The sequence below is a fragment of the Streptomyces sp. GQ60 genome (genome assembly GCF_059758875.1).
On the sequence record NZ_JCAXEG010000014.1, the window covers coordinates 96,046 to 110,291 of the forward strand.

Here is a 14,246-nt window from a genome sequence, read left to right on the forward strand (position 1 = left end):
TCCCCTGGCGGTACGCGCAGAATGCTTCCTCCCGCGTTTGTGCGCGGTGACAATGCCGGGATGGATGACGCGGGCGGGACGGCGGATGCGGCGCCGGGAGCGACGGCGGACGGGGCAGCGGACGAGACGGTGGAGGAGGCGGGGGACGAAGCGGAGTACGGAGCGGCGGACGGGCCGGCGGGCGGGGAGTTCGCGGCCGCGCCGGGGCTCGCCGCCGCGCTGTTGCCCCGGATACCGGAGATGGCGGCCGAGACCGTCGCCCGGCTGACCGCCGACATCCCCGCCTATCGGCTGCTGCCCGGCAGCGTCCTCGGCGGAGACCTCGTCGCGAACACCGAAGCCGTGCTCAAACTGTTCTTCACCACCGTCGCGGAGGGGCGGGCGCCCACCGAGGCCGAGTTGGCAGCCCCCGTGGCCTGGGGGGCCGAGCGGGCCCGCGACGGGGTCCCTCTGGAGGCGGTGCTACGGGTCTACCCGCTCGGCGCCCGCCGGGCCTGGGAGCTCGCCGCGGCCGGCCCCGAACCCGTGCCCGACCCGTACGCCCTGGTCACCGGACTGCTGGCATTCCTCGGCGAGGTCATGCCCAAGGTCGCCGAGGCCTACCTGCGCGAACAGGCGGACCTGGACTGGGAGCAGCGCGAACACGGCCGGGACCTCGCCGGGGTCCTGCTCGCCGGCCGCCCGGCCCGGCGCGCGGCCGAACGGTACGGGCGCACCCTCGCCGAACGGTACGAGGTGGTCGTCCTGCGGCTGCCCGAGGCGCCCGGCGGCGCGACCCACCGCATCCTGCGCGCCCTGCGCTCCGAACTGGACGGCAACCCCGAGGTGCTGGCCACCTTCAAGGGCGAGGGAGGCATCCTCCTCGTCCCGCTCGCCCCGGACGCCCCGGACGGCGCGACCCGGCGGCTGCTCGCCCGGCTCGACACGGCGGCCGAACTGCGGTGCACGGCGGCGGCCGCCGTCGCCGAGGATCACGGATCGATCCCGCGGGCCCAGGCCGAGGCATCCGAAGTGCTCTCCCTGGCCGAGGACCTGGGGCGCCCCCCGGGTCTCTACCGACTGGCCGACCTCGCCGTCGAGTACCAGCTCGTGCGGCCCGGCCCCGCCCGCGACGCCCTTGCCGAGGTCCTGGCACCCCTGGACGGCCAGCCCCATCTGATGGCCACGCTGCGGGAGTTCATCGCGGCCGGCTACCGGCGTGCCGAGGCCGCCGAAGCCCTCACCGTCCACCGCAACACCCTGACCTACCGGCTGGGCCGCATCCGGCTGCTCACCGGCCACGACGCCACCGACCCCACGGGCGCCCGCCACCTCGCGGCGGCCCTCACGGCGTACGGAGCGGCCCGCCGCACCGGGACCTGAGGCGCACCGGGACCTCAGGCGCACCGGCGGGCCGGTTCCTGCAAGGACGGGCGGGCAGGGACCGGATGCTGCCGGAGCCGCCGCGCCCACCCCGTGAGGAAGCCGCCGGGCCGGCTCAGGTGAGGGGGAGGAGCCGGGACGGTCCGTGCGCCGACGCGGGCGCGGAGGCGGGCGACGCGAGCGGGGAATCGGTGGCGCCGCCCAGCGCGCTGCCGGCCAGCCAGGCGTCCCAGCTGAGGTTCCAGTCCCCGATCCCGTTGGCGAACGGGGCCATCGGCTCACCGCCGCTGTTCACCACCGACACCACGTCCCCCACCCGCACCGTGTCGAAGAACCAGGCCGCGTCGGCCGTGCTCATGCCCGTACAGCCGTGGCTGACGTTCTGCTCGCCCTGCGCGTCGACCGACCAGGGCGCGGCGTGCACGTACTCCCCGCTCCACGTCACCCGGGTCGCGTAGGAGACGGGCAGGTCGTAGAACTCGCTCGTACCGCGCTTGATGCCCACGCTGTCCCCGCGCATCCGCACCTTGCGCTCCTTGCCGAGCACGACCTTGATGCCGCTGCGCGTCAGGAAACCCGCCTTCCCGGTGGTCACGGGGATGGTCCGGACGGTCCTGCCGTTGCGGCGCACGGTCATCTCGTGCGCGGCGGCGTCGGTGACCGCCTCGATGCGGTCCCCGATGGTGAACCGGAGGGACTGCGAAGGGCCGCCGTACTCCCGCTCCCCGACCTCGACCCCGTCGAGACCGCTGACCACCCGCACCTCGGCGTGGGCGGGCCAGTAGGTACGGGGCCGGTAGTGCAGGGTCGAGTCGTCGACCCAGTGCCAGGCCCCCTCGACGGCCGGCTCCGAGGTGACCTGCAGGGCCCGTTCCAGCCGGGCCCGCGCGGCCGGGTCGGCGGCGGGCACGGGACGGCTCAGGGTGGCCGTCACGATCTGCCCCGCCCCGTAGGTGCCGGGCCGGGGCCCGAACTCGGCGGTGAGCCGGTCGTCCCGTGCCGCGGTCGCGGTCCGGAACGCCATGGTCGCGCCGACCGGGGTGCCGGTCACGTCCTGGGCGCCGACCCGGACCGTGTAGGTCTCACCGGCCCGCAACGGCTCCGTGTTGGTCCAGTGGTGACCCCGGGCGCCCAGGACGCCGCCGACGTAGCGGCCGTGACCGTCGTGGACGGTGACGTAGGTGAGGACCCCCGGTCCGGCGAGGGCGATCTCCAAGGGGCCGGCGGCGTCGGTGGGCAGGACGACGGTGTGCGCCGCCGTCCGGGACGCGCCGCGGGACGGGGCGTCGCGCACCACGGACCCGGCTCCGCTGGCGGTGGCCCGTACCAGCTGCTGCTCCAGGCCGCCGCACAGTCCGGCCCGGAAGGCTTCCATCGCGCACCGCCGTCCCCCGTCGTCCAGCACCCGGCCGACCAGCAGGTCGACGGAGGCCGCCTGCTCGTCGCCGGCGGGCCGGCCGTCACCGGGGCGCGACGCGGACTGCGGCGCGGCGGCGACGACGAAGACCACCCCGGCCACTGCCCCGGCCACGCTCCACGTCCTGCCGCGTCGCCGGCTTCCTCCACGGTGTGTCGATGACAGCATGCGCGCCACGCAGCCCTCCCAGATCGCCTTCGGCCGGATGGCAGCATCAAAACGATTTCCGGGCGGCCCGATGATCATGAACTCGGTCTATGGGGCCGAACGGGCACCGAAGAGGGCTCGTACGGAGTAGCGGAGGGCGCTTCAGGCCGTGACGTCGGCGGAGGTCGTGGCGTTGGCGGCGGTCGTGACATGGGCGAAGAAGTTGGCGAGGTTCGTGACCGTCCGCTGGATCTTCTCCTCCAGCGTGAGCGACTCGTGGAGCCGTGCGCCCGGGCCCGCGTCCTTCTTGCCCCGGACGTAGAGCGAGCAGGCGAGGTCACCGCAGATGTAGGCACCCACGCTGTTGCCCTGCTGGCCGGCCTTGCCCGCCTTCGGCGCGACCATCAGCGCGACGCCTCCGGTGTGCGTGGTCAGGCACAGCGAGCACATGCTGCGCCGCGCCTGGGCGGGGGCGGCGGAGGTGCGCAGCGCGAGGGCGACCGGGCGGCCGTCCAGTTCGGTGGCGAGGTAGGCGCGTTCGGGGGCCTTGGGGTCCCACCAGCCGAGGAAGTCCAGGTCGTCCCAGGGCCGCTCGGCCAGATCGCGGGGCACGGACAGGCGCTTGGCCTCCCCCTTGGTGCAGTTCACGAATGCGGTACGGATCTCTTGCTCGGTCAGCGGCTTCATGAGCAGCAGGCTAATTTGCCTAAAACTTTTAGGCAAACGCATAATGGCTATCGCCGGCTAGGAGGCACATGATGGTTCGAGCAGGACTGACCGCGGAGCGGCTCACCCGGGCGGGCGCGGAGCTCGCCGACGAGGTCGGCTTCGGGCAGGTGACCGTCTCGGCGCTCGCCCGGCGGTTCGACGTCAAGGTGGCGAGCCTCTACTCGCACCTGAAGAGTTCCCAGGACCTCAAGACCCGGATCGCCCTGTTCGCGTTGGAGGAACTGGCCGACCGGGTCGCCGCCGCCCTCGCCGGGCGGGCCGGCAAGGACGCCCTCGCCGCCTTCGCGGAGGCCTACCGGGACTACGCCCGCCAGCACCCCGGCCGCTACGACGCCGCGCGGCTCCGGCTCGACCCTGAGACGGCGGCCGCGAGCGCGGGCGTGCGGCACGCCCAGATGACGCGGGCGATCCTGCGCGGCTACGACCTGACCGAGCCGGACCAGACGCACGCGGTCCGTATGCTCGGCAGCGTCTTCCACGGCTACGTCAGCCTGGAGCTGGGCGGCGGCTTCAGCCACACCGCGGTGGACCCGCAGGAGTCCTGGGACTGGATCGTGGACTCGCTCGACGCGATGCTGCGCAAGCCCGCGCCCCGGTGACCCGTGCCCGGTATCCCGGTGACCCCCGACCATCACGAGGCTGAGGCGATGACCCGCGACCACGACTGGATCACCACACCCGTCACCGAAGACCTCCTCCGCGGCGCCCTCGACGTGGAGCACACCGCGCACGGCCTGCTGCCCCACCGGCTGCCCGCACGGGCCCGCCGGCAGATCCCCGACGACCAACTGGCCACGGCCGAGGCCCGTCCGTCCGGCGTGCGGCTGGTCTTCCGTACCCGGGCCACCGTCATCGAACTGGACGCCCTGCCCATCAAGAGGGCCTACCGGGGCTTCCCGGCCTCGCCCGACGGCGCGTACGACCTCGTGATCGACGGCGTGCTCACGGCCCGGGCCACCGTGCCCGGAGGCAGGCTCCGCACCCTCGACCTGGCCACCCAGGCCGTAGAACTCGAAGAAGGGCCGCCCGGCACCGCACGCTTCGGGGATCTGCCCGCGCGGGACAAGGGCGTCGAGATCTGGCTCCCGCACACCGAGATCACCGAGCTGATCGCCCTGCGCACCGACGCCCCCGTCACGCCGGCGCCGCGGAGCGGGCTCAAGGTCTGGCTGCACCACGGCAGTTCCATCAGCCACGGCTCGAACGCGGTGCGGCCCACCGGCACCTGGCCGGCCCTGGCCGCGGCGCGCGGGGTGGTGGACCTGCTCAACATGGGCTTCTCCGGCAGCGCCCTCCTCGACCCCTTCACCGCCCGCGCGATGCGCGACACCCCCGCCGACCTGATCAGCGTCAAGATCGGCATCAACATCGTCAACCTCGACGTGATGCGGCTGCGCGCCTTCGCCCCCGCGGTCCACGGCTTCCTCGACACCCTCCGCGAGGGCCATCCCGCCACGCCGCTGCTGGTCGTGTCGCCCCTCCTGTGCCCGATCCAGGAGGACACCCCCGGCCCCCTCGCCACCGACTTCAGCACCGGGACCCTGCGCTTCAAGGCCCTGGGAGACCCGGCCGAGCGGGCCGCCGGGCGCCTGACGCTCACCGTCGTCCGCGAGGCGCTCGCCGGGATCGTCGCGCGGCGGGCGGCCGAGGACCCGCACCTGCACTACCTCGACGGCCGCGACCTCTACGGAGCCGCGGACCACGCCGAGCTGCCGCTGCCGGACGACCTCCACCCCGACCCCGCGGGCCACGTGCGCATCGCCGAGAACTTCGCGCGCCACGCCTTCGCCGCCGGGGGCCCGTTCGCCCTCGCGGCCGACTGAACCGCCTGCCGCGCCCGGCGACGCGGCCCCCTCGGTGCACCGCCGGACTCGCCGCCGACGCGGCCGCGCGTCACAATGACGGCGTGCCGCCGGTCGCCCGACATCTTCACCGGCCCGTCATTTTGCATGAACATGCATCATCGCGCATACTCATCCCATGTCAAAGGTTCTCACCTCCCTGCCCACCGGCGAGCGCGTCGGTATCGCCTTCTCCGGCGGCCTCGACACCTCCGTCGCCGTCGCCTGGATGCGCGACAAGGGTGCCGTCCCCTGCACCTACACCGCCGACATCGGCCAGTACGACGAGCCCGACATCGCGTCGGTGCCCACGCGGGCCACGGCGTACGGCGCCGAGATCGCGCGCCTCGTCGACTGCCGTGCGGCGCTCGTGGAGGAGGGCCTGGCGGCTCTCGCCTGCGGTGCGTTCCACATCCGCTCCGGCGGCCGCGCCTACTTCAACACGACGCCCCTCGGCCGCGCCGTGACCGGCACGCTGCTGGTCCGCGCGATGCTTGAGGACGACGTGCAGATCTGGGGCGACGGGTCGACCTTCAAGGGCAATGACATCGAGCGGTTCTACCGCTACGGCCTGCTCGCCAACCCGCACCTGCGCATCTACAAGCCGTGGCTCGACGCGGACTTCGTCAGCGAGCTCGGTGGCCGCAAGGAGATGTCGGAGTGGCTGCTCGCGCACGAGCTGCCCTACCGCGACAGCACCGAGAAGGCCTACTCCACCGACGCCAACATCTGGGGCGCCACCCACGAGGCGAAGACCCTGGAGCACCTCGACACCGGTGTCGAGACCGTCGACCCGATCATGGGCGTCCGGTTCTGGGACCCCGCGGTCGAGATCGCCACCGAGGACGTGGCCATCGGCTTCGAGCAGGGCCGCCCGGTCACGATCAACGGCAAGGAGTTCGCCTCCGCCGTCGATCTGGTCATGGAGGCGAACGCCATCGGCGGCCGCCACGGCCTCGGCATGTCGGACCAGATCGAGAACCGGATCATCGAGGCGAAGAGCCGCGGCATCTACGAGGCTCCGGGCCTGGCCCTGCTGCACGCCGCGTACGAGCGCCTCGTCAACGCGATCCACAACGAGGACACCGTCGCCCAATACCACAACGAGGGCCGGCGCCTCGGCCGCCTCATGTACGAGGGCCGCTGGCTGGACCCGCAGGCGCTGATGATCCGCGAGTCCCTGCAGCGCTGGGTGGGTACGGCGATCACCGGCGAGGTGACGCTGCGACTGCGGCGCGGCGAGGACTACTCGATCCTCAACACCACGGGCCCGGCGTTCAGCTACCACCCGGACAAGCTCTCCATGGAGCGCACCGAGGACTCGGCGTTCGGCCCGGTGGACCGCATCGGCCAGCTCACCATGCGCAACCTCGACATCGCCGACTCCCGCGCCAAGCTGGAGCAGTACGCCGGCCTCGGCATCGTCGGTACGACCCACCCCGCCCTGATCGGCGCCGTCGAGGCTCCGGGCTCCGGCCTGATCGGTGCCATGCCCGAGGGCGGCGCCGAGGCCATCGCCTCGCGTGGCGAGGTCTCCGGCGACGACGAGCTGCTGGACCGCGCCGCGATGGAGTTCGGCACCGACTAGTCGGTGCGCGGCAGGACGTGCAGCGCCGCCCGTGGTCCCGGAGGGACCGCGGGCGGCGTTCGTGCTGTCCACCTGGTGCAGAAGTGCGAGCCGCTCGTGCGGCTCAGGCGCCGGCAGTGGCGGCCGGCTCGCGACGGGCCGGTTCCGCGGCCGATTCCCCGGTGGGGGCCGGAGCGGGAGCCGCGGACGGCTGGGTGGTGTACACGGCCTCCGCCGGGAGGTGGCGCTCCAGTCGGAGCAGGGCGAGCGCGGCACCGAGCGCGGCGACGGTCAGGAAGGCCCAGGGCAGGCGGCCGTCGAGCGCGAGCAGTCCGGTGAAGAGGGACGGGGCCAGCGCGGTGGCCAGGGAGTACGACAACTGGTAGGTGGCGAGGTAGCGGCCGCGTACGGCCTCGGGCGCGGCCGACACCGAGAGGGCGCCGCCCGAAGGGCTGTGGATCAGTTCGCCGACCGTGTAGACCACCACGATGGCCAGCAGCGCGACCAGCATCGCGGTCTGCCCGGGCCGGACCGTGCCGAGCACGATCAGTCCCACGAAGGCCACGGCGAAGAGCAGTGACCCGAGCGCCGCGGAGCGGGTGCGGCGGGCTCCGGACCGGCGTACCCGGCTCGCGATCAGGACGCCGATCCCGGCGCAGAGCGCGGTGTTGACGGTGAAGGCCGCACCGGTGAGGGAGTCGGGGCCGTGCAGCCAGGTGGTGATGTAGAGCGGGAAGAGGACGGACAGGGCCGCGTAGCCGAGCGCGGTCAGGAAGTTGGCCGCGGTCAGGCCCAGGAAGGGCCGGTCGGCGAGCACCATCCGGTAGCCGGCGGGCGGACGCTTGGCCGAGGAGGGTGCGCCGGTCGAGCCGAGTGCGCCGCCCGTGCCGAGCTCGCCGTTCGCCTGGTCCCGTACCGGCTTCACGCGGGTGACGAGCAGTCCGGCGAGCGCGAAGGCGGCCGCGTTGCCCCAGGCGGTGTAGGTGAACCCGCCCGTGCCCCACAGGGCCAGTACTCCGGAGACGGCCAGGGCGCCGGCGCCCATGCCCGCGTTCTGCAGGGCGCGGATGGAGGCCTGGAGCCGGTCGCGGGCGCCGCCCCGGGCCACTTCTCCGATGAGCGACTGCTGCACGATGGGGAAGGACCGGTCGGCGAGGGCCGTGACCAGGGCGACGGCGGCGAACGAGGGGAGCGACTCGGCGAGCGGGTACAGGGCGAAGCCGACGGCCCGGACCCCGTAGAGCACCAGGTTGACCTTCCTGGCCCCGAACCGGTCGACGGCCGAGCCGGCGAGCGGCATGACCGCGAGTCCGGCCAGGCCCGTCGCCGTCAGCACGATGCCGACGAGGGCGAAGGAGAGGCCGGTCACGTGGTGGAAGAAGACGAGCGAGAACGGGATGTACATCCCGATCCCGATCGCGCTGATTCCCACTCCGAGCAGCAGCGATTTCTCGCCCGCCACCCGTTCCTCGCGCACGCCCTCGACCACGTCGATCTCCCCCCGAATTAGATTGCCGGGAAGTAGCTTAGTGGCGAGCTGCTTTGCGTCAAGATATATTCGTGCTGTCTTGAGCGGAGGACGACTGCCCGTCGATCTCCCCGCCGCCGAGGTTCCACGCCTCGAGGTCGCGGTAGTGGATCGGCCCCGGGCCGCGTCCGATGTTGCTGCCGACCAGGTGCAGACGCTCCGTCCGCCAGCGACGACCGGTGAATCCGGTGAGCCCGGCAGCCGCCTCGACGGCCGAGGAGGGATCGTTCCGGCGGGCGCGGGCCAGCGTCAGATGGGGGCGCAGCGGCCGGTCTTCGAAGGGGATGCCGCACTCCTTGACCACGGCGCGCACCTCGGCGGCGAGCCGGTGCAGCCCTTCGAGGTCCCCGTCGATCCCGCTCCAGAGCACCCGCTCGCCGAAGTGGCCGCCCCCGCGCAGGGCGAGGCGTACGGGACGGTGCGCCGCCGCGAGCTCCGCGAGCGGGGGGCGCAGGAGGGGAACGGTCTCGACCGGCAGCTCGCCGAGGAACGCCAGGGTGATGTGCCAGTCCTCGATGCGGTTCCACCGCATGTGCGGGTACGCGGCGTAGGAGGGGACCAGCTCGCGCGCGAGTTCCTCCTTCGCGTCGTCGGGCGGGGCCAGGGCGATGAACACACGAACGGTCGCGGGTCGGGTCGGTTCGTTCACAGGAGACTTCGTACCGTGCTTCGGGAGGTCCGGTCCTTCATCGTTATCAGGTGTAGTCCGCCGTGTTGCGCACATCGCCGAACCGGGGGAAGACCCGCTCCACGGCGAAGTCGTGCTCGTCCGCGGCGAAACCGGACATGGCGTCGGCCACGAACTCCACCTCGTAGCCGTGGTCGCTCGCGGCCCGCGCCGTGGACTCGACCCCCATCGTCGTGACCAGTCCCGCGAGCACCAGCGTGTCCACCCCGGAGCCGCGCAACCGCTCGTCCAGGCCGGTGCCGTGGAAGGCCCCGACGGTCTGCTTGACGATCAGGACGTCGCCCGGCCGCACCAGTCCGTCGGCGAAGCCGCTGCCCGGCGGCTGCTCCGCGACGCCCGGCCGGTCCACTCGGACCAGCACCACCGGCCGTCCGTTCGCCCTGAAGGCCTCGGCCAGTCGGAGGCCGCGGGCCAGTACCTCCTCGCCGGAGTGAGGGGCGAGCGGCAGGTCGATGATGCGGGGCATCAGGTCGATGAGGATCAGCGCGGAGGTCACGGGAACGATCATAAGACAGGGGCGCATCGACGCCGGGGCCCCGCGCTAAGGCGTGCTCGTGAACGAGCGGCGGTAGGAGCGGGGCGGAACGCCCCTGCGCCGCACGAACTGTTCGCGCAGGACCGCCGCGCTTCCGTAGCCGACCCGGCGGGCGATCTCCTCGACGGGCAGGTCCGTGCTCTCCAGGAGTTCCTCGGCGCTGCTCAGCCGCAGGTTCCGCAGCCAGGCGTGCGGGGTGGTACCGGTCGCCGCGGTGAAGCGGCGGGCGAAGGAGCGTTTGCTCATCACGGCGCGGCGGGCCAGCTCCGTGACCGGAAGCGGCTCGTGGAGGTGGTCGCGGGCCCAGGCGAGGACCTCGGAGAGCCGCTCGTCCCGGCAGTCCTCGGGGACGGGTGCGGCGAGGTACTGGGCCTGCCCGCCGTCGCGGTGCGAGGGGAGCACCATGTCCCGGGCGACGGCATTGGCCATCGCGGCACCGTGCTCCCGCCGCAGCAGGTGCAGGCACAGATCGAAGCCGGCGGCGGCTCCCGCGCCCGTGACGATCCTGCCCTCGTCGATGTACAGGGCGTCCGGTTCGACGGCGACGTCCGGATGCCGGTCGGCCAGCAGTGCGGCGAACCGCCAGTGCGTGGTGGCCCGTAGCCCGTCGAGCAGCCCGGCTTCGGCGAGCGCGAACGTGCCGACGCAGTGGGCCGCGAGCAGCGAGCCGCCCGCGTGCGCGGACACCAGCGCGTCGAGTACCGCCGGACCGGGCGGTGTGCGGAAGCCGGCCCCCGGCAGGGCGATCACCAGATCGGCGGCGGCCAGCCGGCCGAGGCCGTGCTCGATGGCGAGCGGCACGCCGATGTCGGTGGGGACCGGGCCGGGCCGCTCGGCGCACAGGGCGAAATCGAAGCCGGGCACGCCCTGGCCGTGCGGGCCGAAGACCTCGGTGACGATCCCGACGGCGAGCATGCCGACACCGGGCGGGACGTACGCGGCAACGGTCGTGAAAGGGGGCACGGGGGCAGTCTGCCACCCGTGGCACGAATCCTGCGATCACTGGCAGGTGTGCCACTCGTACGGCTCCGGCCGACGCGGAAGGATTGCAGCCATGACGAACACGACGACAGGCATCGCGGCCACCACGGCCAACACCACGGCCAACACCACGGCCAGCACGACGGCGGACATCGCGGCGGTCGCCACGGTCGCCGCGCAGGACCTCCGCACCGACGCGCCGCTCGGCCGCAGCGCCGTCTACAAGGTCCTGACCACCGGCTACGTCGGCTCCACCGGCCCCGGGGTGGCCGCCACCGTTTCCTACGTATCCGATGCCGGCCGGCACTTCGTCTTCGACCCGGGCATGGTGGCGAGCCACGCGGACATCCTCGGCCCGCTCGCCGAACTGGGGCTGGGTCCAGAGGACATCACCGACGTGGTGCTCAGCCACCACCACCCGGACAACACCATGAACGTGGGCCTGTTCGGCGGGGCCCGGGTGCACGACCACAAGGTCGAGTACCAGGGTGACCAGTGGACGAACCGGGACGCGGAGGGCTACGAACTCACCCCTTCCCTGCGCCTGATCCGTACGCCGGGACACAGTCACGAGGACATCACCCTGCTGGCCGGAACGGACTCGGGTGTGGTGGCGTTCGCCGGCGACCTGTGGTGGCACGCGGAGGGCCCCGCCGACGACCCGGTGGCTCCGGACCGCGAGGTGCTGCGCGCCTCCCGGCTGCGGGTGCTCGCCGCGGCGGACCTGATCGTCCCCGGCCACGGTGGCCCCTTCGCCGCCGACGGCGCCGTGCCGCTCTAGGCGCTCGCTCCCGGATCGCGCCGGTGGATGCGGTTTTGCGTCAACTCTCCTCTGGTTTAGGTGAGTTGCTACCACCCTGACCTATCTTCCATGGGGCATACCGGTTCGCCCCAGGAGGTCAGATTGCAGTCCAGGCGCTTCCTCGCCCTACCCCGTGCGCCACGCCGGTCCAGGCTGCTCATAGCCTTCGGTCTCGGCGCGCTCCTGATCGGCTCCACGCCGTGGCTCGGGGTCGCGAGCCCCACGCCGATCCCCGGGCCGGTCGGCGGGCGGGCGGCGCAGCAGTCGCCGCACCACGGCATCGCGCCGGCGAGCGCCATGGAGCCGACGGCGCCCGTACTCGACCGGACCGGATGGACGGCAGCGGCGAGCGACGAGGAGACGGCCGGCGAGAACGGCCGCGCCGCCAACGTCCTCGACGGTGACACCGGCACCCTCTGGCACAGCAAGTGGTCGGCTACTCCGGCCCCCTTGCCGCACACCATCACCATCGACATGCACCGTACGGCGGTCGTCTCGGCGCTCGTCTACACCCCCCGCACCAACGGGGCCAACGGGCGCGTCGGCGAGTACGCGCTCAGCGTCAGCGCGGACGGAGCGAGCTGGCCGGCCCCGGTCGCCAGTGGCACCCTCGCGGACGACGGCAGCGCCAAAACGCTCGGGTTCGCGCCACAGGGGGCCCGGTTCGTACGGCTGACGGCACTCACCGAGGCCGGCGGCCGCGGCCCGTGGACCTCGGTCGCCGAGATCAACCTGCTCGGCGACCCCGGCACCCCGGAAGCCACCGTGGACCTGCCCCGGACGGGATGGACGGCCGCGGCGAGCGACGAGGAAACGGTCCGCGAGAACGGCCGCGCCGCCAACGTCCTCGACGGTGACACCGGCACGCTCTGGCACAGCAGGTGGTCGGGCACTCCGGCGCCCCTCCCGCACAGCATCACCATCGACATGCACCGCACGGCCGCCGTCTCGGCGCTCGTCTACCACCCCCGCGTGAACGGCCCCAACGGCCGGGCCGGCGCGTACACCGTCACCACCAGCAGCGACGGAGCCGCCTTCGGCGCGCCGGTGGCCGCGGGCACCTGGCGTGACGACGACACCGTCAAGACCGCCACCTTCACCCGTACCGCGAACGCCCGGTACGTACGGCTGACCGTGACCACGGAGGCCGGGGCCCGCGGCCCGTGGACCTCCGCCGCCGAGATCCGCCTGAGCGGGCCGGCCGGCCCCGCCGTCCACGGATCCTGGGGACGGATCACCGGCTTCCCCCTGGTGCCCGTGGCCACCGCCGTCCTGCCGGGGGACCAACTGCTGGCCTGGTCCGCGTACGCGGTGGACCGCTTCGGCGGCAGCAACGGCTACACCCAGACCGCGATCCTCGACCTGAAGACGGGCAGGGTCACCCAGCGACGCATCGACAACACCGGACACGACATGTTCTGCCCCGGCATAGCCATGCTGGCCGACGGCCGCGTGCTGGTCACAGGGGGCAGCAACGCGGAGAAGGTCAGCATCTACGATCCCGCCACCGACGGCTGGTCCGCGGCAGGCAACATGAACATCCCCCGCGGCTACCAGTCCATGACCCTGCTCTCCACCGGAGAGGCCTTCGTCCTGGGCGGTTCCTGGAGCGGAACCGCGGGCGACAAGGCCGGTGAGGCCTGGTCACCGAAGACCGGCACCTGGCGCGGGCTCCCGGGCGTCCCCGCCCTCCAGGCGTCCACGGCCGACCCGGCCGGGCCCTACCGCGCCGACAACCACATGTGGCTGCACGCCACTTCGGGCGGCAAAGTCCTGCAACTGGGCCCGAGCAAGCAGATGAACTGGATCTCGACCACCGGCACGGGCGGCATCACCCCGGCGGGCACCCGGGCCGACAGTGCCGACGCGATGACGGGCAACGCGGTCTCCTACGACATCGGCAAACTGCTCACCCTGGGCGGCTCGCCCGCCTACCAGGACACTCCCGCCACCCGCCGCGCCTACACCGTGAGCATCGCGGGCAGCCAGGTCGAAACGGTCCGCACCGGAGACATGGAGTACGCCCGGGCCTTCGCCAACAGCGTGGTCCTGCCCGACGGCAAGGTGATCGTCTTCGGCGGACAGAGCCGGCCGGTCCCGTTCAGCGACGCGACCTCGGTCATGACCCCCGAACTGTGGGACCCTTCGACCGGCGCCTTCACCCCGCTCGCCACCATGGCCGTCCCGCGCAACTACCACAGCGTGGCCAACCTGTTGCCGGACGGGCGGGTCTTCTCCGGCGGCGGGGGCCTGTGCGGCGACTGCGCCACCAACCACGCCGACGGGGCCGTCTTCACACCGCCGTACCTCCTCAATCCGGACGGATCGCCGAAACCGCGTCCCGAGATCACGGGAGACGTCCCCTCCAGGACGGCCCCCGGCACTTCCCTGACACTCTCCACCTCCACCCCGGTGGCATCCTTCGTCCTGATGCGGGCCGCGGCCGCGACCCACTCCACCGACAACGACCAGCGACGGGTCCCCGTCGCGTCCACAGCCACGGGAACGGGCACGTACACCGTGTCCGTACCCGCCGACCCGGGCGTGGTCCTGCCGGGGACCTACATGCTCTTCGCCCTCGACACCCAGGGAGTACCGAGCGCCGCCCGGTTCCTCACCGTCTCCTGACTCCGCGACGGTCGTCGCGGA

General features: G+C 72.9%; 12 protein-coding genes. 6 read left to right on the forward strand and 6 right to left on the reverse strand.

What is annotated here, in order from left to right; all coding sequences use genetic code 11:
• The first annotated feature begins 60 nt into the window (after positions 1-60).
• Complete coding sequence (locus AC6CKD_RS28665) at positions 61-1,362, forward strand: PucR family transcriptional regulator (RefSeq protein WP_498331161.1); 1,302 nt, start codon at positions 61-63, stop codon at positions 1,360-1,362.
• Between the two features lie 115 nt (positions 1,363-1,477).
• On the opposite strand, the gene AC6CKD_RS28670 is transcribed toward AC6CKD_RS28665, so the two are convergent.
• Positions 1,478-2,893, reverse strand: a complete 1,416-nt coding sequence (locus AC6CKD_RS28670) for a L,D-transpeptidase (protein WP_498331163.1) — start codon at positions 2,891-2,893, stop codon at positions 1,478-1,480.
• A 195-nt stretch (positions 2,894-3,088) separates the two neighbouring features.
• A complete protein-coding gene (locus tag AC6CKD_RS28675; protein ID WP_498331165.1) occupies positions 3,089-3,613 on the reverse strand; it encodes an FBP domain-containing protein in 525 nt (174 codons plus the stop codon).
• A 71-nt stretch (positions 3,614-3,684) separates the two neighbouring features.
• Between AC6CKD_RS28675 and AC6CKD_RS28680 the strand changes: the two genes are divergently transcribed.
• The 3 genes from AC6CKD_RS28680 (at position 3,685) to argG (ending at position 7,084) form a co-directional block, all read left to right on the forward strand.
• Entirely contained in the window at positions 3,685-4,254 is a 570-nt protein-coding gene (locus AC6CKD_RS28680; RefSeq protein ID WP_498331307.1) for a TetR/AcrR family transcriptional regulator, read from the forward strand.
• Positions 4,255-4,302: 48 nt separating this feature from the next.
• Positions 4,303-5,478: a GDSL-type esterase/lipase family protein gene (locus tag AC6CKD_RS28685; protein WP_498331167.1), complete on the forward strand. Its 1,176-nt coding sequence runs from the start codon at positions 4,303-4,305 to the stop codon at positions 5,476-5,478.
• Between the two features lie 157 nt (positions 5,479-5,635).
• Positions 5,636-7,084: an argininosuccinate synthase gene (gene argG, locus AC6CKD_RS28690; protein WP_498331169.1), complete on the forward strand. Its 1,449-nt coding sequence runs from the start codon at positions 5,636-5,638 to the stop codon at positions 7,082-7,084.
• Positions 7,085-7,187: 103 nt separating this feature from the next.
• Here argG and AC6CKD_RS28695 read toward each other — a convergent pair whose 3' ends face one another.
• Genes AC6CKD_RS28695 through AC6CKD_RS28710 form a run of 4 tightly spaced genes read right to left on the reverse strand, consistent with a single transcriptional unit; the run spans position 7,188 to position 10,729 of the window.
• Positions 7,188-8,552, reverse strand: coding sequence for an MFS transporter (locus AC6CKD_RS28695; RefSeq protein ID WP_498331171.1), 1,365 nt, complete (start codon positions 8,550-8,552; stop codon positions 7,188-7,190).
• 58 nt (positions 8,553-8,610) lie between these two features.
• Positions 8,611-9,240 (reverse strand): RNA 2',3'-cyclic phosphodiesterase, encoded by a 630-nt coding sequence (gene thpR, locus AC6CKD_RS28700; protein WP_498331173.1) that lies wholly within the window; start codon positions 9,238-9,240, stop codon positions 8,611-8,613.
• 46 nt (positions 9,241-9,286) lie between these two features.
• Positions 9,287-9,775 (reverse strand): isochorismatase family protein, encoded by a 489-nt coding sequence (locus AC6CKD_RS28705; protein ID WP_498331175.1) that lies wholly within the window; start codon positions 9,773-9,775, stop codon positions 9,287-9,289.
• 45 nt (positions 9,776-9,820) lie between these two features.
• Positions 9,821-10,729, reverse strand: coding sequence for a GlxA family transcriptional regulator (locus AC6CKD_RS28710; protein WP_498331309.1), 909 nt, complete (start codon positions 10,727-10,729; stop codon positions 9,821-9,823).
• Positions 10,730-10,868: 139 nt separating this feature from the next.
• Here AC6CKD_RS28710 and AC6CKD_RS28715 point away from each other — a divergent pair, with 139 nt between their 5' ends.
• Both AC6CKD_RS28715 and AC6CKD_RS28720 read left to right on the forward strand, forming a co-directional pair.
• On the forward strand, positions 10,869-11,576 hold the full coding sequence (locus tag AC6CKD_RS28715; protein WP_498331176.1) for an MBL fold metallo-hydrolase: 708 nt from the start codon (positions 10,869-10,871) through the stop codon (positions 11,574-11,576).
• Between the two features lie 123 nt (positions 11,577-11,699).
• Positions 11,700-14,225, forward strand: a complete 2,526-nt coding sequence (locus AC6CKD_RS28720) for a galactose oxidase family protein (protein WP_498331178.1) — start codon at positions 11,700-11,702, stop codon at positions 14,223-14,225.
• Positions 14,226-14,246: the final 21 nt, after the last annotated feature.

Excerpts from the sequence above, each read along its gene's own strand:
- argG (WP_498331169.1), top strand. The coding sequence starts at position 5,636 with ATGTCAAAGGTTCTCACCTCCCTGCCCACCGGCGAGCGCGTCGGTATC.
- AC6CKD_RS28680 (WP_498331307.1), top strand. The coding sequence starts at position 3,685 with ATGGTTCGAGCAGGACTGACCGCGGAGCGGCTCACCCGGGCGGGCGCG.
- AC6CKD_RS28675 (WP_498331165.1), bottom strand. The coding sequence starts at position 3,613 with ATGAAGCCGCTGACCGAGCAAGAGATCCGTACCGCATTCGTGAACTGC.
- AC6CKD_RS28665 (WP_498331161.1), top strand. The coding sequence starts at position 61 with ATGGATGACGCGGGCGGGACGGCGGATGCGGCGCCGGGAGCGACGGCG.
- AC6CKD_RS28685 (WP_498331167.1), top strand. The coding sequence starts at position 4,303 with ATGACCCGCGACCACGACTGGATCACCACACCCGTCACCGAAGACCTC.
- AC6CKD_RS28710 (WP_498331309.1), bottom strand. The coding sequence starts at position 10,729 with ATGCTCGCCGTCGGGATCGTCACCGAGGTCTTCGGCCCGCACGGCCAG.
- AC6CKD_RS28715 (WP_498331176.1), top strand. The coding sequence starts at position 10,869 with ATGACGAACACGACGACAGGCATCGCGGCCACCACGGCCAACACCACG.